Source organism: Pseudomonas sp. AN-B15 (genome assembly GCF_019056475.1).
GTDB lineage: Bacteria > Pseudomonadota > Gammaproteobacteria > Pseudomonadales > Pseudomonadaceae > Aquipseudomonas > Aquipseudomonas parakoreensis.
In genome coordinates this window covers 4,711,857-4,737,100 of sequence record NZ_CP049737.1, presented here as the reverse complement: position 1 = coordinate 4,737,100, position 25,244 = coordinate 4,711,857, and the positions used below count along the sequence as shown (strand labels likewise).

Annotated in this window: 17 protein-coding genes; 7 read left to right on the top strand and 10 right to left on the bottom strand. The window is 61.8% G+C overall.

Annotated elements, in window-relative coordinates; translation table 11 throughout:
- Positions 1–187 precede the first annotated feature (187 nt).
- A complete protein-coding gene (locus GTQ41_RS21385) occupies positions 188–1,513 on the top strand; it encodes an APC family permease (RefSeq protein ID WP_047296249.1) in 1,326 nt (441 codons plus the stop codon).
- 6 nt (positions 1,514–1,519) lie between these two features.
- Here GTQ41_RS21385 and GTQ41_RS21380 read toward each other — a convergent pair whose 3' ends face one another.
- The 5 genes from GTQ41_RS21380 to GTQ41_RS21360 are packed head-to-tail and all read right to left on the bottom strand — an operon-like array spanning position 1,520 to position 9,854.
- A complete protein-coding gene (locus GTQ41_RS21380) occupies positions 1,520–2,923 on the bottom strand; it encodes an ATP-binding protein (protein ID WP_047296247.1) in 1,404 nt (467 codons plus the stop codon).
- Positions 2,920–4,734 (bottom strand): DAHL domain-containing protein, encoded by a 1,815-nt coding sequence (locus GTQ41_RS21375; RefSeq protein WP_047296245.1) that lies wholly within the window; start codon positions 4,732–4,734, stop codon positions 2,920–2,922. The genes GTQ41_RS21380 and GTQ41_RS21375 overlap by 4 nt, the downstream gene beginning before the upstream one ends.
- Positions 4,731–5,684: a cytochrome-c peroxidase gene (locus GTQ41_RS21370; protein WP_047296244.1), complete on the bottom strand. Its 954-nt coding sequence runs from the start codon at positions 5,682–5,684 to the stop codon at positions 4,731–4,733. Before GTQ41_RS21370 ends, GTQ41_RS21375 begins: the two co-directional genes overlap by 4 nt.
- A 43-nt stretch (positions 5,685–5,727) precedes the next feature.
- The gene (locus GTQ41_RS21365) at positions 5,728–7,599 is read right to left on the bottom strand and encodes a bifunctional diguanylate cyclase/phosphodiesterase (protein ID WP_047296242.1); all 1,872 of its coding nucleotides are present in this window, start codon (positions 7,597–7,599) and stop codon (positions 5,728–5,730) included.
- Positions 7,599–9,854: an EAL domain-containing protein gene (locus GTQ41_RS21360; protein WP_196302442.1), complete on the bottom strand. Its 2,256-nt coding sequence runs from the start codon at positions 9,852–9,854 to the stop codon at positions 7,599–7,601. Before GTQ41_RS21360 ends, GTQ41_RS21365 begins: the two co-directional genes overlap by 1 nt.
- 250 nt (positions 9,855–10,104) lie before the next feature.
- Between GTQ41_RS21360 and GTQ41_RS21355 the strand changes: the two genes are divergently transcribed.
- From GTQ41_RS21355 to GTQ41_RS21340, 4 genes are all read left to right on the top strand, one after another.
- The gene (locus tag GTQ41_RS21355; RefSeq protein WP_047296238.1) at positions 10,105–11,466 is read left to right on the top strand and encodes an HD domain-containing phosphohydrolase; all 1,362 of its coding nucleotides are present in this window, start codon (positions 10,105–10,107) and stop codon (positions 11,464–11,466) included.
- Between the two features lie 67 nt (positions 11,467–11,533).
- Positions 11,534–11,968: an NUDIX domain-containing protein gene (locus GTQ41_RS21350; RefSeq protein ID WP_047296235.1), complete on the top strand. Its 435-nt coding sequence runs from the start codon at positions 11,534–11,536 to the stop codon at positions 11,966–11,968.
- Between the two features lie 24 nt (positions 11,969–11,992).
- Positions 11,993–12,631, top strand: coding sequence for a LysE family translocator (locus tag GTQ41_RS21345; RefSeq protein ID WP_041068320.1), 639 nt, complete (start codon positions 11,993–11,995; stop codon positions 12,629–12,631).
- 2 nt (positions 12,632–12,633) lie between these two features.
- Complete coding sequence (locus GTQ41_RS21340) at positions 12,634–13,131, top strand: GNAT family N-acetyltransferase (protein WP_047296233.1); 498 nt, start codon at positions 12,634–12,636, stop codon at positions 13,129–13,131.
- A 36-nt stretch (positions 13,132–13,167) separates the two neighbouring features.
- On the opposite strand, the gene metR is transcribed toward GTQ41_RS21340, so the two are convergent.
- Both metR and GTQ41_RS21330 read right to left on the bottom strand, forming a co-directional pair.
- On the bottom strand, positions 13,168–14,085 hold the full coding sequence (gene metR, locus GTQ41_RS21335) for a transcriptional regulator MetR (RefSeq protein ID WP_047296309.1): 918 nt from the start codon (positions 14,083–14,085) through the stop codon (positions 13,168–13,170).
- A gap of 120 nt (positions 14,086–14,205) precedes the next feature.
- On the bottom strand, positions 14,206–19,371 hold the full coding sequence (locus tag GTQ41_RS21330; protein WP_047296231.1) for a DUF6543 domain-containing protein: 5,166 nt from the start codon (positions 19,369–19,371) through the stop codon (positions 14,206–14,208).
- A 267-nt stretch (positions 19,372–19,638) separates the two neighbouring features.
- Between GTQ41_RS21330 and GTQ41_RS21325 the strand changes: the two genes are divergently transcribed.
- Together GTQ41_RS21325 and GTQ41_RS21320 are read left to right on the top strand one after the other, a co-directional pair.
- A complete protein-coding gene (locus GTQ41_RS21325) occupies positions 19,639–20,658 on the top strand; it encodes an alpha/beta fold hydrolase (protein ID WP_047296228.1) in 1,020 nt (339 codons plus the stop codon).
- A gap of 179 nt (positions 20,659–20,837) precedes the next feature.
- Positions 20,838–21,506, top strand: a complete 669-nt coding sequence (locus tag GTQ41_RS21320) for a DsbA family oxidoreductase (RefSeq protein ID WP_047296225.1) — start codon at positions 20,838–20,840, stop codon at positions 21,504–21,506.
- Between the two features lie 122 nt (positions 21,507–21,628).
- Here GTQ41_RS21320 and GTQ41_RS21315 read toward each other — a convergent pair whose 3' ends face one another.
- Genes GTQ41_RS21315 through GTQ41_RS21305 form a run of 3 tightly spaced genes read right to left on the bottom strand, consistent with a single transcriptional unit; the run spans position 21,629 to position 25,193 of the window.
- Positions 21,629–21,958 carry a GlpM family protein gene (locus GTQ41_RS21315; protein WP_179295015.1) on the bottom strand — a complete coding sequence of 110 codons (330 nt, stop codon included), beginning with the start codon at positions 21,956–21,958 and terminating at the stop codon, positions 21,629–21,631.
- 8 nt (positions 21,959–21,966) lie between these two features.
- Positions 21,967–23,247 carry a sigma-54 dependent transcriptional regulator gene (locus GTQ41_RS21310; protein ID WP_230679393.1) on the bottom strand — a complete coding sequence of 427 codons (1,281 nt, stop codon included), beginning with the start codon at positions 23,245–23,247 and terminating at the stop codon, positions 21,967–21,969.
- A gap of 44 nt (positions 23,248–23,291) precedes the next feature.
- Entirely contained in the window at positions 23,292–25,193 is a 1,902-nt protein-coding gene (locus tag GTQ41_RS21305) for a sensor histidine kinase (protein WP_047296219.1), read from the bottom strand.
- Positions 25,194–25,244 lie beyond the last annotated feature (51 nt).

The following is a 25,244-nucleotide window of genomic DNA, read 5'->3' as shown; positions in this document are numbered from 1 at the left end:
GACTGACGCCTTCGCGGGCAAGCCCGCTCCCACATTGACCGCGTCCCCCTGTGGGAGCGAGCCTGCTCGCGAAGAGGCCAGCCCAGACCACACAACTGCTTGATCCAAAAAACAACAAAGCCACACCCGAAACATTCGCCGAACTCGGCTCTGCCATAAATCCAATAACATTCGGAGTAAGTCGCCCATGGCTCGTTTGCAACGCACCCTGTCACTAGGGTCGGTGGTGCTGTTCGGCATCGCCTACATGACGCCGATCATTGTCCTCGGCACCTTTGGCATCCTCGCGCAATCCACCGCCGGCATGGTCCCGGCCGCGTACCTGGCAGCACTGGTGGCGATGTTCTTCACCGCCATGAGTTACGGGCGCATGGCCGCCGCGTTCCCGGTTGCCGGTTCCGCCTACAGCTACGTGCGCAAGGCGATCAGCCCCAGGCTCGGCTTCATCGCCGGTTGGGCGGTGTTGCTCGATTACCTGTTTCTGCCGATGGCGATCTGGCTGATCGGCGCGGCGTACCTTGCTTCGGCATTCCCCTCGATCCCGCAGTGGATCTGGGTACTGGCGTTCATCGGCATCACCAGCGCGATCAACATCGTTGGCCTGAAACTGGCCAATGGCATCAACGCCTTGCTGATGCTGGTGCAATTTCTGGTGCTGATCGCCTTCGTCGCGCTGTGTGTGCACTACGTCGGCGGTGATGCGCGCACGCCGTTGTGGTCGATCAAACCGTTCTTCAACGGTGACATGCAAATGCCGCTGATCATGAGCGGCGCGGCGATTGCCTGTTATTCGTTCCTCGGCTTCGACGCGGTCAGTACGCTGACCGAAGAAACCCGCGACCCACGCCGCACCATTCCACGGGCGATCATGTTGATCACCCTGATCGGCGGGCTGATCTTCGTCGGTGTGTCGTACTTCGTGCAGATCGCCCACCCGTCATTCCAGTTCGACAGCGTCGACTCGGCGGCCTATGAAATCGCACGCAACATCGGCGGCGACCTGTTCGTCTCGATCTTCCTCATCGGCCTGATCGTCGGCCAGTTCGCCTCGGGGCTGTCGGCCCAGGCCAGCGGTTCGCGCTTGCTGTTTGCCATGGGGCGCGATGGCGTGTTGCCCAAGTCGTTTTTCGGCACCTTGCATGCGCGCTTCGGCACGCCGGTCAACAGCATCCTGCTGTGTGCGGTCGTGGCATTGCTGGCGCTGAAACTCGATGTAACCACCTCAACCTCGTTCATCAACTTCGGTGCGTTCCTGGCGTTCAGCCTGGTCAATCTGTCGGTGATTTTTCATTACTGGATCGGTGGCGAGAAAAAAGGCCCGCGTGAGCTGGTGCAGTTTCTGGTCTTCCCGTTCATCGGGCTGCTGGCGGACCTGTGGCTGATGGTCAGCCTTGATCATCTGGCGGTGTATCTGGGCTTGAGCTGGCTGGCGATTGGCGTGGTGTATCTGGCGGTGCTCACTGGCGGCTTTCGGCGGCAGCCGCCGGAGATGGATTTTCAGGAAGCGACCTGAGGCGCCTCAGGCCGCGGGCCGGCTCTGACGCATCGGCAACTCGACGCGGAAGGTCGTGCCCACCCCCGGTTCGCTGCGGACGGAAATGTCGCCACCGTGCTTTTTGACAATGCCGTAGGACAGCGACAGGCCCAGCCCGGTGCCTTGGCCGACCGGTTTGGTGGTGAAAAACGGATCGAAGATTTTCTGCAGGATGTCCGGCGCAATCCCGGCGCCGGTGTCCGCGACTTCCACCCAGGCCGTGTCTTGCTGCTGCCCGGTGCGCAAGGTGATGGTGCCGCGCTCGGGGCCCATGGCCTGAGCCGCGTTGACCACCAGGTTCATGATCACCTGATTGATTTGTGACGGCAGGCACTCGATGTCCGGCAGCGGCTGATATTCCTTGATCAGGTCAGCCTTGTACTTGAGTTCGCTGGCGACAATGTTCAGGGTCGACTCGATGCCTTGCTGCAGATTCGCCCACTGCCATTGCTGATGGGTATCGACCCGGGAGAAATCTTTCAGATCCTTGACGATCTGTCCGACCCGGCCAATGCCTTCCTTGGATTCGCGGATCAGTACCGGAATGTCTTCGAGCAGAAAATCCAGATCGGCGTCTTTGCGCAGCTGCTCAAGCCGGGCCACGGATTCGCTGTCTGGCGTGGCGCCCAGCGTTTGCCAGGCATCGAGTACCCTGAGCAACTGATTGAAGTAGCCGTCAAGGGTGCCGAGGTTGGAGGAGATGAAACCGATCGGGTTGTTGATTTCATGGGCCACGCCAGCCGCCATTTGCCCCAGTGAAGCGAGCTTTTCCGACTGCACCAGCTGACTTTCCAGTTGCTTGCGTTCATCGATTTCGCGCTGCAGAGCTTCGCTGGCCTGCTTGAACTGGGCGGTGCGCTGATCGACCAGATGTTCCAGGTGATGCATCTGCAAGGAGGCGCGTTCGGTCATCTGCCATTTGGTCAGCAGGGTGTTGGCCATTTGTTGCACTTCAATGTTGTCGAACGGCTTTTTCAGAATCAGTAATCGGTCATGCGCCTGCAGCCGTTCGAGCAGTTCATCCCAGGAGTAATCCGAGTAGGCCGTACAGACCACCACTTGCAACAGCGGATCCTGTTGCCAAAGGTGTTCAATGGTTTTCGCACCGTCCCAGCCGTCTGGCATGCGCATGTCGACGAAAGCCAGTGCGTAGGGACGTTGTTCGTGCAAGGCCTGCATCAGTTTGCCCAGGCCTTCCTCGCCGCCGTAGGCCGAGTCCAGCTCGAACGGCGGACGTTCGGCGCGCACCTGTGCACCAAACAACGCCGCCTCCATCTCGTCCAGTTCCACTGACTGCGCCGCCGGTGGCGCGAGAATCTTGCGGAAGTCTTCATGAATCGACGGCATGTCGTCGATCAGCAGAATACGGCGGTTCGACAGCTCGCTCATGCGTTCTCCGTGACGCTGATCAGGGGAATCTGCAAGGTGAACAGCGCACCCTTGCCCGGTCCGTCGCTGTGCGCCGTGAGGTGCCCGTTCATCTCGATGGCCGCCAGGGCGCAGCTGTGCAGGCCGAAGCCGTGGCCTTCCTTGCGGGTGGTGAAGCCGTGGGCAAAGATCCGCGTCATGTTTTCCGGCGCAATGCCTTCGCCATCGTCCTTGACGCTGATTTCGAGGAAGCTGTCATCGACGATTTTTACCGCCAGCGTCATGGTGCGAGGGCGGTTGCTGAGGTCGGACATGGCGTATTTTGCGTTGCTGATGAGGTTGATCAGGATCAGCAGCAAACGGTGTTTATCGCCCATCACCTGCGGCACCTCGGCGTACTCCCTGACCACCGTGACGTGGTGTCGGGTCAGCGCTCCGGCGTTCATGCGCAAGGCGTCTTCGAGCAATTCATTGATGAACAGCGGTTCAGTCATGCTGTTGGCGCCGGCATAGGACTGCTGGGTGGCGACGATGTCCTTGATGTGATCGACGCTTTTGTTCATCTGGTTCAGTTCGTCGACCATTTCCTGCTGTTCCTGGGCAATCGCACCCACCAGCTGGTTGAGGTAACCGGGGAGCAATTTGCCCTTGGGGTCTTCACACAGAAAGGCGCCGAGGTCATGCGGGTGTTCGTTGATCAGCTGCATGGCCTTGCCCAGGCCCTGGGTCTTGCTGTTGCGCAGCTTGCGCGTGATCAGGTCGCTGGAGATGTTCACACTGTTGAGCACGTTGCCGACGTTGTGCAGCACGTTGGTGGCGATTTCCGCCATGCCGGCCTGACGCGCCGCGTCGAGCAGTTCGCTCTGGGCGTCCCTGAGTTCGCGGGTGCGCTCCTCGACCCGTTGCTCCAGGGCATCGTTGGCTGTTTGCAGGGCCGTGTTGACCCGATTGATCTCGGCGAAACTGCCGATCAGGCGGATCGCCAGCCACACCAGCGAAAGCATCAGCAACACCGAAAACAGCAGCAGGTAGAAGTGGTATTGACGGTCGATCCGGTCGGCGCGCTGTTGATCGCGATCGAGCAGAGTGGTGAGGGTATCCAGGCGCTCGGCCACGGGAATGTTTTCGATGCTTTCGAGCAACTGATTGACCAGCGGCTGCTCGCGCGCGATCAGGCTGATGTGGTTGCTCATGATTTTGATCGGGGTTTCAAACGCCGGCGGCAGCCGTTGCGCATTGACCTTCAGTTTGTTCAAGCCGACCTCGATGTCGGCGGCCCTGTCGTCGGAGGTGAGCTGGGCGAACTCCAGGGCACTGAGCAGCAGGTCGTAAGTGTCGGTGGTGATGTTTTGCAGCTGTAATTTATCCAGGTCCGACAGGTTGGCGAGTTGCTCCTGAATGTCGTCTTCGGCGGTGGGCAAAAAGGCCAGGGAATTGCGCAACAGGGCGTTGTGCGATTTGAACTGTTCGACCAGGCGGATCTTCTCCTGCATCGCCTGCAGAAAACCCTCGTGGGCGTCGTTCCATTGCGCCGAGTCGTTGCGACCATGCCCGGCCTCGATCGCGTCGAAGCGCGCCCAGAGCCGGTTCATCTCGGTCATGGGTGACACCAGCGGATCGTAATTGTGGGTGAGCGCCACTCGCGCCTTGAGGATCTCGTTTTCCCACAGCGAATTCTGCTGTTTGATCTGCCGGATCAGGTCCCGCGACTCGGTGTAGGTCATGGTCTGGTCGGAGCTGGACTTGAAGTACAGAAACAGCAGAATCGAAGCCAGCACCAGAGCGACCAGCGTGAGCAACAGCAGGCTGCGCCGACGGGAGATGTTGATCATGGCTTGCCTTCCCTTTGGCCGGTCAGGGTCTCGAGAAATAGAATGATCAGCCGTTTGTCCTCTTCAGTCGGCGTGCGTCCCAACTGATACTGGAACATCACATCCACCGCCTTTTCGAGGCTGTCCGCCGAGCCGTCGTGAAAGTAGGGCGCGGTCAGCGCGACGTTGCGCAGGCTCGGCACTTTGAAAAACTCACGATCCGCTTCGTCCCGGGTGACGTTGAAGCGGCCTTGATCAGCCACGGTCGGGTTGCCGCGATCGGCAATGTAATCGCCGAACACGCCAAACTTCTGGAACATGTTGCCGCCGATGTTCACCCCTTGATGGCAGGCGATGCAGCCGTATTCCTTGAAGCGCTGGTAGCCGTACTTTTCCTCGAGGGTGAGGATGTCGGTGTTGCCCAGCAGGTATTGATCGAAGCGCGAACCGGGCGTCAGCAGGGTACGTTCGAAACTGGCCAGCGCCTGCTGGACATTGGCCTGGGTCACGCCGTCCGGGTAGGTGGCGGCGAAATCGCGACGGTAGTCGGGGTCGTTCGAGATCCGCTCGATAACGGTGTGCCAGTCGCTGCCCATTTCATGGGGGCTGGTGATGACGACGTTGCTTTGTTCCTCCAGCGTTTCGACACGGCCGTCCCAGAACTGGCGGAAATTGAGGGCGGCGTTGAACACGGTCGGCGTGTTGACCGCCACCGGTTTACCGTCGAAGCCCAGCGACAGGGCGCGGCTGTCGGCACCGTTCTTGTCCAGTTGGTGGCAGCTGGCGCAGGACAGCGTGTTGTTGATCGATAACCGTGGTTCATGGAACAGGCGCCGACCCAGTTCCACGCGGCGGACGTCCTGCTGCGGCACCGCGGGCAACGGTTTGAGCGGCTCGTCCAGCGGCTCGGCACTGGCCCTGGCGCAGAGCCCGCACAGCAGCAACACGATGGCGTGGTGGAAAAGACTCATCGGCAATCGTCTCCCTGACTCAGGGCCGTTTTCAGCGTGTTGATCAAATCGTCCACGGCATGGCTTCGGTGCCGGCCAGCAAGCGTGCAAACGCGTCTGCCGGCAGGGCCTTGCTGAAAAAGTAGCCCTGACCTTCCTCGCAGTGATGCGCCTTGAGAAAGGCCAGTTGTTCGGCGGTTTCAATACCCTCGGCAATGACGTTCAGCCCCAGACTTTTGCCCAGATGGATGATGGCGCTCACCAGTGCGGCATCGTTGGGGTCGTTGCACAGGTTGCGAATGAACGACTGGTCGATCTTCAGCACATCGATGGGAAACCGCCGCAGGTAACTCAGGCTGGAATAACCGGTGCCGAAGTCATCGATGGCCAGGCGCGTGCCCAGCGTTGTCAGGCGCTTGAGCGCGGTCATCGTCGCCTCGACGTTTTGCATCAACACGCCTTCGGTGATTTCCAGCTCCAGGCAGTCTGCGGCCAGGCCTGTCTGCTCAAGCACGCGCTCGATGCCGGCGACGAAGTCACGCTGACGAAAATCGATCGGCGAAGTATTGACCGACATGCGGATCGGCGGCAGTCCGGCGACTTGCCAGTCGCGGGTCTGACGACAGGCCTCAGCCAGCACCCATTTGCTCAGCGGCACGATCAGACCGCTGTCCTCGGCCACCGGGATGAAGTCCGAAGGATAGACCCAGCCGTGTCCCGGTTTCTGCCAGCGTATCAGGGCTTCGGCACCGACCACTGTGGCCGTGCGCAGGTCGATTTTCGGTTGGTAGTGCAAGACGAATTCGTGCTCATGCAGCGCGCGGCGGATGCCTGATTCGATGCTGTGCTGTTCCCGGGCGTGCTGGTTCATGGCTTCGATGAAGAAGCCAATGCTGTCAGGGCCGTGCTCCTTGACGTTGCGCATCGCCGTCTCGGCTTTCTTGATCAACTCGATGGCTTCGAGGCCATCTTCGGGATAGACGCTGATGCCGACGCTGGCGGTGACGCTGACGTCATGCCCGGCAATCGCTTGTGGCAGGCGAATGGCGGCCAGCAGTTTTTCCGCGAGGCCGTGGGTTTGCTGGGGATGGTTGATGTCGCCAAGGATCACCACGAACTCGTCCGAGCCATAACGAAACACCGAGTCGGAATCACGTACGCAGGACAACAATTGCCGGGCGACCCGTTTGAGCATCTCGTCGCCCGCCGGATGGCCCAGTGCATTGTTGATGCGCTTGAAGCGATCCAGACCGAGGAACATCACCACCAGTTGCTTGTCATGGCGCCGGCATACGGCGATGGCCTGGCTCAGGCGATCGCCCAGCAGGGTGCTGTTGGGCAGTTCCGTGAGGCTGTCGTATTGCAGCAGATGCGAGACTTTGAGCAATTCGTGCACCCGCGCCTCGATGGTCTGCTCAAGGCTGAGCATCTTTAGCGCCGCGTCCTGCGCCAGCTGCCACTTCCAGGTCAGCGCGTTGGCCATCTGGCGGATTTCCAGGCTGTCGAACGGTTTTTTCAGGATCAGCAACTGGTCGCCGAACTCCAGCCGTTCGGCCATCGCCTCCCAGCTGTAGTCGCTGTACGCGGTGCACAAGGCAATCTGCAGGTTCGGATCGACCCGCCATAATTGTTCGATGGTTTCCAGGCCATCCCAGCCGGGTGGCATGCGCATGTCGATGAAGGCGAGGGCATACGGGTTGCCGCTGACCAGCGATTGTTTGACCAGAGCCAGAGCTTCCTGGCCCTGATAAGCGGAGTCGAGCTGGAAGCTCAGGTGCGGCGTCTGCTGGGTGCCGAACAGCGTCTGTTCCAGTTGATTCAGATCGACGGCGTCCTGAACCTGTGGGGCAAGGATCTTGCGAAAGTCGTCGTGAATCGCCGGCGTGTCGTCGATGATCAGGATGCGCCGGTTGGTCTGGGGGAACGGCGTTTTCATCACTCGTCCTCCTTCGGTGCCGGGTGAGCGCTGTCCTTGAGCAATCGCCCGGCCTGTTCGGCGTTGACCGCCGCGCTGAAATACAGCCCGCGCGCGCTGGGCAGCGGGACTGCGGCAGGTGGCGCGCACGGCTGATCCGGCGACGGCTGGCCTTCAGCGATGATGCCGATGTCCAGGTCCCGGGCGAAGTTGACGATGGCGCGCAAGGCGTTGGCGCCGGCCACATCGTGGGCGGCATTGTCGATGACGCTCTGGGCCAGCTTGAGCTGATTGACCCGGTAGGTTTTCAGGTAATCGAACGAGGAATACTCGGTGCCGAAATCATCGATGGCGATGGTCACGCCCAGTTCACGCAGGCGCGGCAACGCGTCGTTGTGCGTCCACTTGGTCTGGGCCAGCGTGGCCTCGGTGACATCGAACCGCAGGTCCCAAGGGGCGAGCTCCCAGCGGGCGGTGGTGCGCAGCACGGTGTAGATCAGTTCCGGGCCGCTTTTGAGTTGCGCCAGGGAAATCTTGATCGCCATCACGGGCGGCGCCACCCCTTGATTACGCCACAGATGCATCTGATGACAGGCGTGATCCAGCACCCAGCGTCCGAGCGGAATGATTGCGCCGGTTTTCTCCGCGATCGGCACAAAGTCCGCTGCCGGCAGCAGGCCGCGCCGGGGATGCTGCCAGAGGACTTGTGCCTCCATGCCCAGAATCCTGCCGCTGTGCAGATCAACTTCCGGTGCGTAATGCAGCCGCAATTGATTGCCTTCAAGGGCGGTCATCAATTCGCTGACCAGGGTCATGCGCTCGGCCACTTCCCGTGAGATGTCCTCGGAGTGGAAGTGATACTGGTTGCGGCCCATTTCCTTGGCGCGGTACAGCGCCATGTCGGCCTGCCCGAGCAGGCTGTCGGCGTCGAGACTGAGCTCGCTGTAACTGCTGATGCCAATGCTCACCGAAATGTGCAGTGCATTGCCGGCCAGGTTATACGGCGCCAGCAACGCGTCGCGGATGTTGGCGGCCATCGCCGCCGACTGGGTCGGGTCACTGACGTCCAGTTGCAGGATCGCGAATTCATCGCCACCCAGACGCGCCACCACGTCGCTTTCGCGGACACCGGACTTGATGCGCCGGGCGACCTCCTGCAGCAGCAGATCGCCAACCGGGTGACCGAGGGTGTCATTGATCCGCTTGAAGTGGTCCAGATCCAGGTAAAACACCGCAAACGGCATCGCGCCGCGTCGCGCCGCGGCAAACGCCTGGTGCAGGCGTTCGATCAGAGTGGCGCGATTGGCCAGGCCCGTCAGGCCATCGGAGCGGGCGAGCAAGGCCAGTTTGTCCTCGGCCTGACGACGTTCAGTGATGTCGAGGATGATGCCTTCGACTTCCAGCAGACGGCCGTCCTGATCGCGTACCGGGATGTAGCGGTTCTCCACCCAGCGCCAGGTGCCCTGGCCGGTGCGCATGCGGAATTCGATGGACGCGCCCGACGCATGCCGATCCAGTACCCGGGCCATTGCCGCGTCGACGCTGGCCTGATCGTCCGGGTGAATCAAGACCTTCGCCCAGTCGGGCGAACCCACCAGGTCGGCGGCGACATGGCCGTAGCGGGTGATGTTGTGAGAGATGTACATCAGCGCAAACGAGGGCTCGCCACGCAAGCGGTAAAGGATGGTCGGGCTGTTCTGCACGATCACGTTGGCGTCCGACAGCTCCCGGGTTCGCTCCTGCACCGCGTGCTCCAGCAGACTCATTTTCAGCTCGGCGTCTTCGGTCATTTGCCATTTGACTGTGAGGGTGCTGGCCATCTGCCGGATCTCGATCGCGTCGAAAGGCTTTTTCAGAATCAGGAGGCGGTCGTTCAGTGCCAGGCGTTGGTCGATGTCTTCCCAGGAGTAGTCGGAATAGGCCGTGCACAGTGCGACTTGCAGCTTGGGGTCGACTTGCCACAGCCGTTCGATGGTCTCCAGGCCATCCCAGCCTGGCGGCATGCGCATGTCGATGAAGGCCATGGCGTAGGGGCGGTTTTCAGCCAGCGCGGCTTCGAGTTTTTCCAGGGCTTCGTGGCCCTGAAAGGCCGAGTCCAGTTCGAAGTGTGGGGTGTGACGGACAGACGGGGTGCCGAACAACAGATTCTCGGTTTCGCCCAGGCCATCGTCGCCGGGAACGACAGGGCTGAGAATCTTGGCAAAGTCGTCATGGATCGCCGGGCTGTCGTCGACAATGAGTACGCGGCGATTGATCGGCGCGGTGGGCGGGTTCATGCCGCGCCCTCCTCGGGAAGGCGTGCTGTGATCATCCGGGGCATCCTTTTCCCTCGCCATTGCCTGTTTTGTAAGCCGATGGAGTTCTTTGCCGTGTACAGCATAGTCGGCCCCTCGGTACTGCGCTGGCGGCGCCGGACGAAGATTTACGTGAATGCACTGAAAAATCATCTAGCCTTGGATTCAGGCGCGGGCCAGTGGGGCGGTCGGTCGGTGTGTCGTTAACCCTGTTTTCGCGTGAGGCCATGCCATGCAAGAGCAATCCGCGCCGATGCCGTCGCATCGCCCCACGGTGCTGCTGGTCGATGATGAGGAAGCGATCCTCAACAGCCTGCGCCGCCTGTTGCGGGGGCAACCCTATGACGTCCTGTTGGCGACCAGCGGTGCCCAGGCGCTGGAGATGCTGGAGCAGCAGCCAGTGGATCTGGTGATGAGCGATGCGCGCATGCCGAACATGGATGGCGCCTCGTTACTGGCGCATGTCCGCCAACGCTATCCGGCGACCGTGCGCATCATGCTCACCGGTTATGCCGACCCTTCGGCCATCATCAAGGCGATCAACGACGGGCAGATTCATCGCTACATCAGCAAACCGTGGAATGACGAGGAGTTGCTGCTGATCCTGCGCCAAGCCCTCGACCATCAGCATTCCGAGCAGGAGCGTCAGCGTCTGGAGCGCCTGACCCAGGTGCAGAACGACCAGCTCAAACTGCTCAACAGCACCCTGGAAAAGCATGTCGCGGCGCGTACCGCCGAACTGCAGCAGACCGCCGACATGCTCGATCTGGCGTACGAAGAGCTCAAACACAGTTACGTCACCGGCACCGAAGTGTTTTCGCTGCTGGCCAATCTGCGTCTGCCGCCTGCCAAGCAGACCAATCGGCAGATCATCGAGCTGGTGCGCAGCTACTGCAAACAGCATGCTCTGGACGAGGCCACCAGCCGCGACCTGACCATGGCCGCCGCGCTGTACAACATCGGCAAACTGAGCTGGACCGACGGCATGATGACCACGCCTTCGGATCTGCTGCGTCACACCGATCGCGAGCGTTATCGCAGCTATCCGAAGCAGAGCGAATCGCTGCTGATGACGCTGGACCCGATGAAGGACGCGGCCCGCCTGATCCTGCATCACCAGGAACGCTGGGACGGCAGCGGCTTTCCCGACCGGCTCAAGGGCGAGGCCATTCCGTTCGGTTCGCGCCTGCTGAAACTGGCGGTGGATTTCGTCGAGTTGCAGCGCGGCCTGATCCTCGAACGGCATTTGAACAGCGATGAAGCGCTGCTGTACCTGCGGCAGTACGCCGGGCGCTTGTACGATCCTGATCTGGTCGAGGATTTCATTCAGGTGTGCGCGGCATTTCTGGGTGACGTTACCCTGGCCGATCCGTCGGTCAAGGTCCTGACCACCCGGGACCTGGCAGCGGGGATGATTCTGGCGCGCAACCTCAACGCCGATAACGGCATGTTGCTGCTCAACGCCGGCAAAGTGCTCAGCGCGCTCTTGGTGGAAAAGCTGATTGCCTTTGAAGCCATGGAGGGTGGCAAATACCAGATTTTCGTCAAGCTGCCGGAGGCGGATGAAACTGCGCTCAAGGCGTTGGGGGAATGACCTGTGAGGTGACGTGATCAGCCCGGGCATGGGATCCTTGCGCTTTTTCCAGGCCGGTGGCTGACCCATGACCTCTGCATCCGTTGTCGCTCCAAACCTCATTCGTATTGCCGCTGCGCTGTTGCTCAACCCTCAAGGCCAGACCCTGCTGGTGCGCAAGCGTGGCACCACGGCGTTCATGCAACCGGGCGGCAAGATCGAGGCGCATGAGTTGCCGGTGCACGCGCTGGCCCGCGAGCTGGAAGAAGAGCTGGGGCTGACGATCGATCCGGCGCAGGCGGCTTTTCTCGGCCAGTTCTCGGCGCCGGCCGCCAACGAGCCGGGGTTTGTGGTGCAGGCGGAGATTTTTCAACTGACCATCGATGCCGATGTGACGCCCGCTGCCGAAATCGAGGAAGTCATCTGGATCGATCCGGTCAGTGATCCTGCTGTCGTTCTGGCGCCATTGACACGCGACCTGATCCTGCCGTTTTATCGCCACTCGCTGACCGCGATCGCCTGATCCCCCACGCACAGGACGTCCACCATGATCCCGCTTCAAGACCTGCTGATCTTCGCCGCCGCCGCGCTGTTGATGGTACTGACACCGGGACCGAACATGATTTACCTGATCTCGCGTTCGATCTGTCAGGGACGCAAGGCCGGGGTCACCTCGTTGCTCGGTGTGGTGGGTGGTTTCTTCGTGCACATGTTTGCCGCGGCTGCCGGTTTGAGCGCGGTGTTTCTGGCGGTGCCGATGGCCTACGAGGTGCTGAAGTGGGCTGGTGCGCTGTATTTGTTGTGGTTGGCCTGGCAAGCGCTCAAACCCGGCGCGCGCTCGCCGTTCGAGGCGCAGCAATTGCCCCCGGACTCGTCGCGCAAACTGATCACCATGGGCTTTCTCACCAGTGCGTTGAACCCGAAGATCGCGGTGTTCTACCTCTCGGTGTTTCCACAATTCATCAGCCCCGAACACGGCTCGGTATTCACCCAGAGCATCCTCCTCGGCCTGACCCAGATCAGCGTCAGTTTCAGCGTCAATCTGCTGATCGCGCTGTTCGCGGCAGGCATTGCTTCCTGGTTCGTGCGCAACCCGACATGGCTGGCGCTGCAGCGTTACTTCATGGGTTTTGTACTCGCCGGTCTGGCGGTGCGCCTGATGCTTGAACAACGCAGGACCGCCTGAGCATGTGGATCGAACGCCTCGACGCCAGCCATGCGCTGGCTTATCGCGAGCTGATGCTCGAAGCCTACGACCGCCATCCGCAGGCCTTCACCTCCAGCGTGCGCGAGCGCGCGGTGATGCCGCTGAGCTGGTGGGAAGCGCGGCTGACCAGCAAGCTGGATGTGGTGCTCGGTGCGTTCGAGGCAGGCACACTGGCCGGCATCGTCGGCCTGGCCTTCGAACCGCGAGAGAAGGCCCGCCACAAGTCGACCTTGTTCGGCCTGTACGTCTCAGCCGATTTTCGCCAGCACGGCCTGGGCCATCAGCTGGTCGAGGCTGCCATCGCTGAAGCCCAAACCCATCCCGAACTGAAAGTCCTCCAGCTCACCGTCACCGCCGGCAACGACGCCGCGTTCAACCTGTACCAGCGCTGCGGCTTCATCCAGTTCGGCCTGGAGCCATTGGCGGTGCGGGTGGGCGAAGACTATTTCGACAAGATTCATATGTGGCGCGAACTCTGATGCCACACTGAACCGGCGCTCAGAAGTGGATGTGAATCAACGCACCGCGCTGACCCCATCCAGCGTCGAGAACGAGGTGTCCTTGGCGGTCAGCAGGAAATCGCGCATGTACGGCGCGTCGAGCATGTCGGCGCGGATCGCCGCGTACAGCGTGGCAAACAGACCTTTCTCGCCCAGGCGCTTGGCTTTCACATAGCCGCGCGAGCTGTATTCGTGCAGTGCCCAGTGCGGCATGCCGCACACGCCACGGCCACTGGCGACCAGTTGCATCATCATCACCGACAACTCAGAGGTGCGAACCTGCGCCGGTTCGATGTCGGCCGGTTCGAGGAAGCGGGTGAAGATGTCCAGCCGGTCGCGTTCCACCGGGTAGGTGATCAGCGTTTCAGTCAGCAGGTCCTCGGGAACGATGTACGGTTTGCTCGCCAGTGGATGCTGGTTCGCCACTGCGAGCATCGCTTCGTAAGTGAACAGCGGCACGTAGGTGATGCCGGCGATGTCCAGCGGATCGGAGGTCACCACCAGATCCAGGTCACCGCGGGCCAGCGCCGGCAGCGGGGCGAAGGCGAAACCCGAGGCGAGGTCGAGTTCGACTTCCGGCCAGGCGTCACGGAACTGGTCGATGGTCGGCATCAGCCACTGGAAACAGCTGTGGCATTCGATCGCCATGTGCAGGCGTCCAGCGGTGCCGCCGGCCAGACGACTGATGTCGCGCTCGGCGGCGCGCAACAGCGGCAGGGTCGCGTCGGCCAGTTGCAGCAGGCGCAGACCGGCACTGGTGAAGCGTACCGGTTTGGTCTTGCGCACGAACAACGGCATGCCCATGCGCTCCTCCAGTTCCTTGAACTGGTGCGACAGCGCCGATTGGGTCAGGTGCAGACGGTCGGCGGCATCGACCAGACTGTCGGCCTCGCGCAGGGCATGCAGGGTTTTCAGATGACGGATTTCAAGCACGGCTGGCCCCATGAGGAAAACTTGTGACAAATTCAAAGGCGGTGAGTTTGTCTCATGTTGACAGTGCTGTCGACCATTCGAGCAGAAGCGGGGCATCGCCATGCCCCGCTGCTTTTTGCCCTAGAGCTCTGCGAAATGCCGGATACCCAGCGGTTTACCGATATCGCCGCGCCAGATCGCCTCGACCTGTGCCCCGCTGGCGGCCTGAACCTGCTGCCATTGCAGGCCGAGGTTGCGTTGCTCCGGCAATTTCAGGTGCGCCTTGACGAAGTCAGCGAACGGCACCTTGTCCGAGGTGTAGTGAAAGTGCGCGTACCACAGCGTGCGCGGCGGCGAGGAGGTGAGGTCGCGCACGGCGTATTCCTGAAGGAAATCCTTGCGCCCGTCAGCCCTTTTGCCCAGTGCCCGCAGCGGACCTTCGCGGCGGATGTCCACCACTTGTTGTTGCAGCAGATAATCCAGATAGCCTTCGGTAGGCGTCTTGCTGCGCAGTGACTGATCAATGCGCAGCGTACGACCGGTATGGCGCAGTTCGCGGGCCTTGTCGTGCAGTTGCAGCACCACCGGTTCGGTCGGCGACAGTTGCTCGATGGCCTGGGCACGGGTGCTCAACTCCGTCGCTTCGCTGTTGAACATGTGTTCCAGATCTACCGGCAGCATGTCCTGGCGGGCATAGCTCTGCACCTTGTTGCTGTAGGCCGGAACAGCTACCAGACGTCTGCGCGCTTCGACCAGCAGCGGCTGAACGTCAGTTGGCAACGTTGCTGCCGTCGGGGCGGTGCGCACTTGCAGATGGTATTTGCCACTGGAGCGCGGCAGCCAGGTTTCGCGGAATCCGTCGATGCCTTCGATGGTGATGCGTTTTTCCCGGGTGCCGGCGTCGATGCTTTCCGTGCCGATCAGCAACTGGTTGTCCTCGGTTTCGAACAGTTGCTTGCCGCCAGGCTCTTTCGGCTTGATTGGCGCACGGTGCCTGATCGCGTGCCGCGCCTGCGCTTCGACCTGGGTCAGCCCCTCGAGGAACAAGCCGACCTGTTCCAGATCCAGATGCTGTGCATAACCCAGCATCCAGGCGTTGAGCTGACGACGAAAACCGGCATAGATCTGCAGGCAATCTTCGAGGATCCGATTGTGCTGGACCACGCTGGCGCTGACCTCTGGCAGGTGATGCTGGGTCAGCAACGCGCGCCCGACCTTGACCCGGGCGTCTTTGAGCTGGGTATGGAAATACGCCCAGGACAGGTCAGTGACCGCGTCGTAGCGGGTAATGATTTCCAGCAGATGCGCAGTCCTCAGGTAGTGATGGGTATTGTCTCCCAGGTTGCGGTTGATAGCGGCCATGTCCTTCGCCATCCGGGCTTTCTGCGCGCGGTTGCTGATGCGGTTGTTCCACAGTCTGGCCTGCTCGGTGATCGCGTGCAGTTGATCGAACTCCTTGAGGAAATCCTCGCGCACCTGCTTGCGCCGGGCCATGAGTGTGATATGGACAGCGGTCTGGTCGGAGGGGACAGCATCGGACTCGGCGACCAGTGCGTCGATCCGGTTCAGGTGTTCCAGCAAGCGATCGCGGGCAACGGTGACGCGCTGCACGGCGCGGTCGACCACGATCCAGGCGCAGCGGCTCTGGATGGCTTCAATCTGCAGGCGTTTTCGGCCGTGGCTCAGGGGCAGCAATTCGACAAGGTTGTCGTATTGGGCGATCGCGACGTCGATGTCATTCAGGCAGGCTGCGTCAACGGCTGTCTGTAGAGGCTTGCGCCCGGCAAGATCGAGGTTCTGGTAGTTTTCCAGCAACTGGTTGGTGGCGCGGGTCTGAGCATCGAGGCGCCGGGTGTAGTTGTCGGCGGTGTTGGTCAGGGTCATTTGCCGGCGCAGTTGCCGATCGGTCCACCAGCGCGGTAGCCACTGGCGGATCGGTGCAGGCCAAAGCGGATCCAGGCCGTCGGCCAGATGCCCGAGTACCGCGCCGCCGCCAGCACCGCCACCGTCCATTACAGTGCCATGCACCGCATAGTGAGTGTTCCACTGGCCGCTGTCGTCGAGGGCGATCGGTTGTTTGTAGCTGCGCAGCCGTGTGCCGTAAAGCCTCCAGCCACGCGGCAGATCGCTGAGCTGAACCCGATAGATGCGCCCCTGACGAACAATGAAGTCGCCATCGGCGTGACGATAGACGTTGCGATAGACACCGTGGGTGGCCGGGTGCAGGCCGGCCAGGGAAATGTCGGATTCGTACTCGTAACCCTTGAAGCGGTCGAGCCATTGCCGGGCCCGTTGCCAGGACGACGACATGGTGGCGAATCCGCCCAGTGCCGTGCGTTGCCGCTGACGGGTGACCAGACGTGCTGCTGCGGGGGCCGAGACGGTTCCGGGCAGCACATCCATTGCCGCGTCGATCAGTGACAGCAGCACCGCCTCCACTTCCGCCAGACCATGCCCGAGCTCGCCGCGCAAGAACGCCGCGACGGCCAGATTGGCGCTGTTCCAGGCGTCATACAGGGCCACCGCCGTACCCACGAACGGCACCATGCCGATGGCCATTTTCAGGTAGTTGAACAATGCCCCGGATTTCAGTGCGCAGCGTTCCAGATACAACGCATCGTTGGAACGCGAACTGCTGCGATGGGCCTCCAGCAACCGGCCCATGTGCACGTTCAATAGATGAATGGCCAGCGATGTAGTCGCCGGCCAGGCCATTCCGACGCCGATCAGGGCATCGAACTTGCGCAATTGCGCCTGGTTGATGCGACTGACATGGCTGGCAAAATCGCCGCCCACGGCACGTCCGGCCAGGTAATTGACCATGTTGCTGTCCACACACCGCCTGAACAGATCCACCCGTGCCTGCTCCAGCGATTCGTATTGCCGCAGGAAGAGGGCGTCGGTGCTGTCGGGCAGGTAGAGCAGGGTCAGGCCACTGTTCTGTTCGACAATGAACGTCAGCCCGGCGAGCGTGCTCGGTCCCTGATGCGCGGTGTCTTCGCCACCGACCGTCAGGTGCACCGGCCGCAGCGCGATGCGTTGTCCATCAACGGCATACGCCTGGGGTGAAGTCGCATCGATGGCGACCTTCAGTACGGCATGGCCGGCACTGTCGATGTGCCGTTGCAGCAGGGCGCATTCACCTTGCAGCCTGAGCATCAGCCGCCACGGTTCGCTCAGGCATTCGCGGCGCCAGGCCTGCTGAAACGCAGGTTCTGCCGGCGCGCCGAAAAACACCTGGCGAATCTGTTCTTCGTAACGTCCGGGCAGATCGAGCTCTGTCACCAGTTTGCGCAAGTAGACCGGGTTGAGCCCGGCCTCGACACGCTGCCGATCGGTTTCGTCTTCGGCGCTGATCCTGGCCTGCATGAACGACAGGCGCCACCACATGGCTTGATCGATGTTGTTCAGGGCGAGTTGTTCGAGGGCGAGATCGCTGCGCTTGTCGCTCGCGGTCAGGACATTGCGTTGCGGCGTGCCAGACGCGGCGCCTTCCATCACGGTTTTTTGCCAGACCGTCGAGTCGGGCAGATCGAGGCTCACGCTCACGCTTTGTTTGAGTGCGAAGTCCGCGCGCAAGCGGGCGTCGATGCGTTTTTCGGCGAAGGCCTGACGCGACGGCAGCTCCCGTTCGAGCAATGCATGGGCGCGATGCATGGCGCCGAGGAAGTGGCTGATCAGCGCTTTGAGCGTGGTACGGTGCGCCGCGTCGAGGTTGTCGAGCCACTCGGGCAGGGTGCCGGCCAGCGCAGCGCTGCGGTCTTGCGCCTGACGTTCGGCAACTGCCCGTTCGCGGGCCTGCGCGATCGGCACCGTCAGGCGTGGCAAGTGTTGTTCGCGCAGCTTTTCCATCTCGGCCTGGCGCTCGCCGGCACGGCCGGGCAGCGGGTTGTCGCGCAGGATCTGTGCGGCCTGTTGTTCGCATTGATAGAGCTGCTGATCGAGTGACCAGGCGAGCGGGTCATCGGTCAGTGGTGTCAGGTGCAGGGTCAGCCCGCCGTCATGGGGCGAGCGTTTGAACACGTTCTGCTCCAGTGCCGCACGCGAAGCAAAACGTTGCAGGCCGCCGAACTCGCCGGGCCAGTAAAGCAGCAGGCTGTCGGTGGAACCGGGGGCCAGCGCTGCCGGGGGGGCGATGATCAGTACACCTGGCAGCTCCTCGACGGCGCTGATGTTGTCATCTGAAGTGGCCAACGATATGCAGGCGATGACCCCCTCCGTTGGCGGCAGGTGGTGTCCCGGTGCGTCCAGCATTGCGATGACTCGCCGATATTCGGCGACGGACAGTTGCTCCAGCGTCCGTTGCAGTTCGACCTCCGCGCGCAGCCCTGCGATACGCGCCTGCAGCAGGGCCTGGTAATGCTCGTTCGAGCGGCGGCGTAATTCGAGCAGGGTCAGCGCAGTGGGGCTGTCGAGCAGGGCCGATGCGGCGTCATGGCTGGCCTGCTGAGCCTCGCTCAAGGCGTCGAGTCGTTGTGCCAGTTGTTGACGCTGCGGACTGTTCGGCTCGGCGTCGCCAAACAAGCGGTCAAGCGCACTCTGTTCAAGCGCCAGCGTCTGCCGGCGCAGATCCAGGGGAATGTCGGCCACCAGCAAGCCGAAGGGCGCAACTTCATCGATGCTTGGTCCGGCGCTCTCCGGCTGGGCGGGCGTGATGGGGAAAAACCTGTCGAGTGCGATCCCGTTGTCGCCAGTGACGGGCGAACCCGACAGCAGTGGTTCAACGCCGCGCTTGAGCGGATCACTACCGAATTCGATGAAGTCCAGCGAGGAGACTTGCAGTCGCTCCGGTTGCTGATCCGTCAGCCAGCGCTCAAGGTCGGCTTGTTTTTCGAAGCGGAGCAACGGTTGTGGGTGCGCGGGCAGGTAGAGCAGCAGCGTTTCCTCCAGTTGAAGCAGCAACGTGCCGTACAGGCGCAGCCGGCTTTTATCGACACGATTGAGTACCGGTTGCGCGACCCGCAGATCCGCCGCGACCTGGCTCGACGGGGTGAGAAGCGGCTCAAGCCTGTGGCGTTGTGAGGTGTCGAGCCTGCCTTCGGCAGTCGCCCATTGAAGTGCAGCCTCGAAATGCTGGTGATAGAGGCTCAGGGCGTGCTCACGCCGCGACTGCGCAGTGCCGGGCGCGCGGGCACTCCACCAGGCGCTTTCGGGTTGGCCGGGATGCCGGGCCATGAGATCCAGCCATTGCCGGTGACAGTCGTTCAAGTGCGCCGTGGCCAACAGGTGAAGATGCTGATCGACGTTGGGCTGTAGCCGCTGATCAAGGCCGAAGTCGGCGGTTACAAGGGGAGGCGAATGGGTCATGCAACAGGGCTCCAGAAGGCATGCGGTCCGGGTAATTCCGGTTTTCATGCCTATTAGAGGCGCGCTGTCACGAGCCCATGCGGTACATGGTTATCGCTGGGTAATGGTTTTGTTGCTGAGGATGTACAGACCGTTACGGCCTGATTCGTTGTCGGAGAATGACCGCTCGGCAAACTTCATCAAACTGTCACGCAACTGTGGCAGCGCGCTTGAACAAACTTCATCAGACTCGCGCTCTACTGGGGTTCTGCGTTTCGGTGTTTCTTCATGCGTTTATTTTTTCTGTTGGCCGCGCTGTTGTTCGGCCTGCCGTCGATGGCGGCTTCGCGTTGTGACGTCAATGTACCGACTGAACGGGTCGATCTGGCCCAGGTGAGCCTGGCGTACCAGAGCATCGGCCGTGCTTCGGATCCGGCGCTGTTGCTGGTCATGGGTTTGGGCGGCCAGTTGATTCACTGGCCGGACGAGGTGGTGGTTGCGCTCTGTCAGCAGGGTTTTCGGGTGATCCGCTATGACAACCGCGATGTCGGTCTGTCGACCTGGCGGCAGGCCCCGGCCGAGGCGAACCTGACCTTTGAAGTGCTGCGCTACAAGCTCGGATTGCCGGTGTCGGCACCGTACTCGCTGAGCGACATGGCCGACGACGCGCTGGGTTTGATGGACGCGCTGCACATCGAGCAGTTTCACGTCCTGGGTGCCAGTATGGGCGGGATGATCGCCCAGCACCTGGCGGCAATGGCGCCACAACGGGTGGAGAGTCTGACACTGATCATGACCAGTTCCGGCGCCGAAGGTTTGCCGGCACCGAGTGCGGCGCTGGTGCAACTGCTGGCGCGGCGTGGCGCGCCGAATCGCGAAGTGGCACTGGAGCAGCAGGCCGATCTGCTGGCAGCGCTTGGCAGCCCGGCGGTCGCGGATGACCGGCAGGCGTTGCTGCATCAGGCAGCGGTGGCCTACGACCGGGCGTTCAACCCGGAAGGCGTGAAGCGCCAGATCATGGCGATCCTTGCCGAGCCGAGCCGGGTGACGTTGCTCAATCAACTGCGGGTGCCGACCCTGGTGGTGCACGGCACGGCGGATCCGCTGTTGCCGGTGATGCACGGCGTGCATCTGGCGGCGCATATACGTGGCAGTCAGTTGAAGCTGATTCCGGGGCTGGCCCATCGTTTTCAGGAGGCGTTCAAGGCGCCGTTGCTGGCAGCGGTGTTGCCGTATTTGCAACAGCACCGTGAAGACACTTCGCACTGGGCGCAGATCGAACCGGCGGCGAGCGGCAACCTGCTGTAGCTGAGGTTTTAAGGGTGTTGATTCGGGCCTCTTCGCGAGCAAGCCCGCACACAAATTGGCAGGCATTCTCTGTAGGAACTGCCGAAGGCTGCGATCTTTTGCTTTTGAAGATCAAAAGATCGCAGCCTTCGGCAGCTCCTACAGGTGTATCTTTCGGACTTCTGTCCGCGAGGTGTGTGATGAGTTCCGCTTTGAAAATCGATTTTGTCAGCGACGTTTCCTGCCCGTGGTGCATCGTCGGTTTGAATGGCTTGTTGCAGGCGCTGGAGATTCTGCGCGATGAAGTGCAGGCCGAGATTCATTTCCAGCCGTTCGAGCTGAACCCGAAGATGGGCCCGGACGGGCAGAACATCACCGAACACATCAGCGAAAAGTACGGCTCGACCCCGGAGCAGTCACAGAAAAACCGCGAAGCGATTCGTGCCCGTGGCGCCGAGGTCGGGTTCGCCTTTCGTACCGATGGTAACAGCCGCATCTACAACACCTTCGATGCTCATCGTCTGTTGCATTGGGCCGGGCAGGAAGGTGTGCAGCTGCCGTTGAAAGAAGCGTTGTTCAAGGCCTATTTCACGGATGGCGGTAATCCGTCCGATCATGCGCAACTGGCGCAGATTGCCGAAAGCGTGGGGCTGGATCGACAGCGTGCCGAAGCGATTCTGGCCAGCGACGAATTTGCCGATGAAGTGCGCGAAGAAGAGCAACTGTGGCTGCAACGCGGCGTGAGCTCAGTGCCGACCGTGGTGTTCAACGGTCAGTACGCGGTGACGGGCGGGCAACCGGTGGACACCTTTGTCGGAGCGATCCGGCAGATCATGAGCGAAACCCGGGGCGGCACCGTCAACAACTGAATGCCAATTCGGGGCACCGTCAACAACTGAATACCAACCCTGTAGGAGCTGCCGCAGGCTGCGATCTTTGCCTTTAAAGAGCAGGATCAAAAGATCGCAGCCTGCGGCAGCTCCTACAGGGATCAAGTGTGCAGGCGCACCCACACCGAGACCAATACGCTGGCGGCAATCAACCACGCGACAACCGCCACCGCCAGTGACGCCTCCAGGCGCATGCGGTCAACCATCACGTACAGCGTCGCCAGATAGATGAAGTACGGAATGATCGACCACATGCCGAACACGATGGTCGCCTTCAGATCATCGACCGAACGGCCCTTGCCGACGATGTAGTGGGCAATCAGCGCAAAGGTCGGAAACAGCGGCACCAGCCCGGCGATGTAATAGTTTCGGGTCTTCGACAGCGCGGCGAGAATCACCACCACTGCTGCGCCGAGGGCGGCTTTGAGAATCAGATCCATCAGTGGCTCAACCCGTATTTTTTCACTTTGTCGAACAGCGTGGTCTTGGCCATGCCCAGCTCCAGACTGGCCTGGGTCAGGTTGCCGCCGCTGCGTTGCAAGGCATCGTTGAGCAGGTTGCGCTCGAAGGCTTCCACCGCTTCGGCGAACGCCAGCCCCTGACCGCCGCTGCTGGCGCCGGACTTCTTGAACGCCGGCAGGCCGAGGGCAAAGCGCTCGGCGACGTTACGCAGTTCGCGCACGTTGCCCGGCCAGTCGTGGCTCATCAGGTTCGACAGGGTCTGGTTGTCCAGCTCGGGCAACGCGCGGTCGAAGCGCAGCGCCGACTGCTGGGTGAAGTGTTCGAACAGTTGCAGGATGTCCTCACGGCGCTCGCGTAGCGGCGGCAGTTCCAGCGTCACCACGTTGAGGCGGTAGTACAAGTCGCTGCGAAACTCGCCGGCCTTGCTCGCTTGGTCGAGGTCGGATTTGGTCGCCGCAATCACCCGGCAATCCACCGCGACGCTCTGGTTCGAGCCGAGGCGTTCGAGGGTGCGTTCCTGCAATACACGCAGCAGTTTGATCTGCAACGGCAGCGGCATGCTTTCCACTTCATCGAGGAACAGCGTGCCGCCGTCGGCGTGTTCGATCTTGCCGATACGCCGTTTGCCGGCACCGGTGAAGGCGTTGGCTTCGTGGCCGAAAATCTCGCTTTCGAACAGGTTCTCCGGCAGGCCGCCACAGTTCAGCGCGACGAATTGCTTGGTGTGGCGGCGGCTGAAATCGTGCAGGCAGCGCGCGACCAGTTCCTTGCCGGTGCCGGTCTCGCCTTCGATCAATACGTTGGCCGAGGTGTCGGCGACGTTGGCGATCAGCTCGCGCAGGTTCTGCATCGCGGGGGAACGACCGATGATCCGGCCTTCGAGGGAGTCGCGTTCGGCCAGTTGCCGACGCAGCGACGAGACTTCGCGGGCGAGGCTGCGTTGCTCCAGTGCGCGGCGGGCGACGTCGACCAGACGCTCCGGCGAGAACGGTTTCTCCATGAAATCGTAGGCGCCTTTCTGCATCGCACCGACCGCCATGGAAATATCACCATGACCGGTGATCAGCACCACCGGCAGACTGCGGTCGCGTTGCTTGAGGCGGGTCAGCAGCTCCAGGCCATCGATGCCCGGCAGGCGGATGTCGCTGATGACGATGCCGGCGAAGTTGTCGCCGACCTGCTCCAGCGCTTCTTCGGCGCTGCCGACACCGATGCAGGGAATGTCTTCCAGGGTCAGTGCCTGCTGGCAGCCGAGCAGCACATGGGGGTCGTCTTCGACGATCAGCACACTAAGGTCGTGGTTCATATTGGCTCGGCAGGAGTAGGGCTTACCAACGGTAAACTGAGGACGAAGGTGGTGCCACCGCTGGCCGGATGTTCGACACCCAGGTGCCCGCCGGTGGCGGCAGCGAGGCTGGCGGAGAGGGTCAGGCCGAGGCCCAGGCCCTGTTCGCCGGGTTTGGTGGTGAAGAACGGCTCGAACAGATGCTTGCGCGCCTCGGCATCGACGCCGTGGCCGTTGTCGCGCACCCGCAGACGATATTTGCCGTTGAATTCTTCACCCTCCAGCCACAGTTCCGGCTGCGGCTGCGCCTGCATGGCGTCGAGGGCATTGCCGATCAGGTTGACCAGAATCTGTTCGAGGCGGGTCTGGTCGATTTGCACTTGCACGTCGATGAATTGCCGATGCAGTTGCAGTGACGCGCTCTCGACCCTGGCACCCAGCACCTGCAGCGCGGCGTCCACCGCTTTGCCGAGACTGGCCTGGCCCTTGTCGTCCCCGCGTCGGGCGAACGAGCGCAGGCTGGCAGTGATCCGGCCCATGCGGTCGATCAGGTCATTGATGGTCTTGAGGTTGGTGCTGGCGACGTCGAGCTGGCCGCGTTCGAGGAATCGAATGGTGTTGCCGGACAGGGTGCGCATCGCGGCCAGCGGCTGGTTCAATTCGTGGGCGATGCTGGTCGACATCTGGCCGATGGCTGCGAGTTTGCCGGCCTGCACCAGTTCGTCCTGAGCGCGGCGCAGGGTTTCTTCGGCCTGCCGTCGTTCGCGGATCTGGCTCTTGAGGCGTTCGTTGCTGGCGCGCAGGTCGCCGGTGCGTTCGGTGATCCGCCGTTCGAGTTGACTGTTGGCTTCCTGCAAGGCTTCGCGGGCGGCGAGGCGGGTGGCGATGACCTTGCGCCGCTCGTTCCAGGCAATCAGCAAAAACGCCACCAGAGCGAACGCCACGGCCACCAGAATGCCTTGGTTGATCGCTTCGCGGCGCAGGTCCTGCAACGGCGTGAGCAAAGTGAAATTCCACGGTGTGTCGCTCAGTGGCCGGGTCTGGGCCAGATAGCTGATGCTGTCGTCATCGGCGCTCACTTCGCTGTTGGCAGGAAAGGTCAGTTTCTCCACGCCTTCGGCCAGGGTTTCGCGGGCCAGGGGTTGCAGTTCGTTGAGCGGGAACCAGTAATACTGCAGGCTGCGGGCGAGCTTCTCTTTGGTTTCATCGCTCAGCGGGACCACCGATTTCAGGCGCCGCGCCGGATCGCTGGAAAGAATGATGATGCCGTTCTCGTCGCTGACGAAGGCTTCCAGACGGGCGCGCTGCCAGCGTTCTTCCAGGGCTTCGAGACGCACTTTGACCACGGCGACGCCGATGATCTTGCCGTGCTCTTCCAGGCCGTGGGCCAGGTAATAACCGGGTTCGCCGCTGGTGCTGCCGATGCCGTAGAAACGTCCGGGCTCGCCGCGCACGGCTTTCTGGAAATAGGCGCGGAACGACAGGTCTTCACCGAGGTAACTGTCGACGTCGCGCCAGTTGCTGGTGGCCATCACGCGGCCGGTGGTGTCCATGACATAGATGGCCCGACTGCGGCTGCGCCGGTTCAGGCCTTCAAGGTAAGCATTGACCGTTTGCCGGTGTTCCGGGGTCGGGTCGGCCAGCAATTGCGGGACGCTGGTTTCCAGTTCCAGCAGGCTGGGCAGGTAGGTGTATTTGCTGATCTCGCTTTCGACGGTGCGCGCGTGCAGTTCAAGCTGACGTTGGCCGTTTTCGCTGAGGCTGCGGATGCCGAAATGTTCACTGGTCCAGAAACCGGCGTAACCCAGTCCGATCATCAGCACGATGATCAGCGGCGGCAGAAACAGATGGCGAATCAGACGAGGCTTCACGGCAAGTGATGGCGGCGCTGCGCGATAGAGATTGGGGTCGCATTTCATCACAGTTGCCTTGGGTCAACCAGCATGGTTAAAGCATCCTGGTTTGTTCGA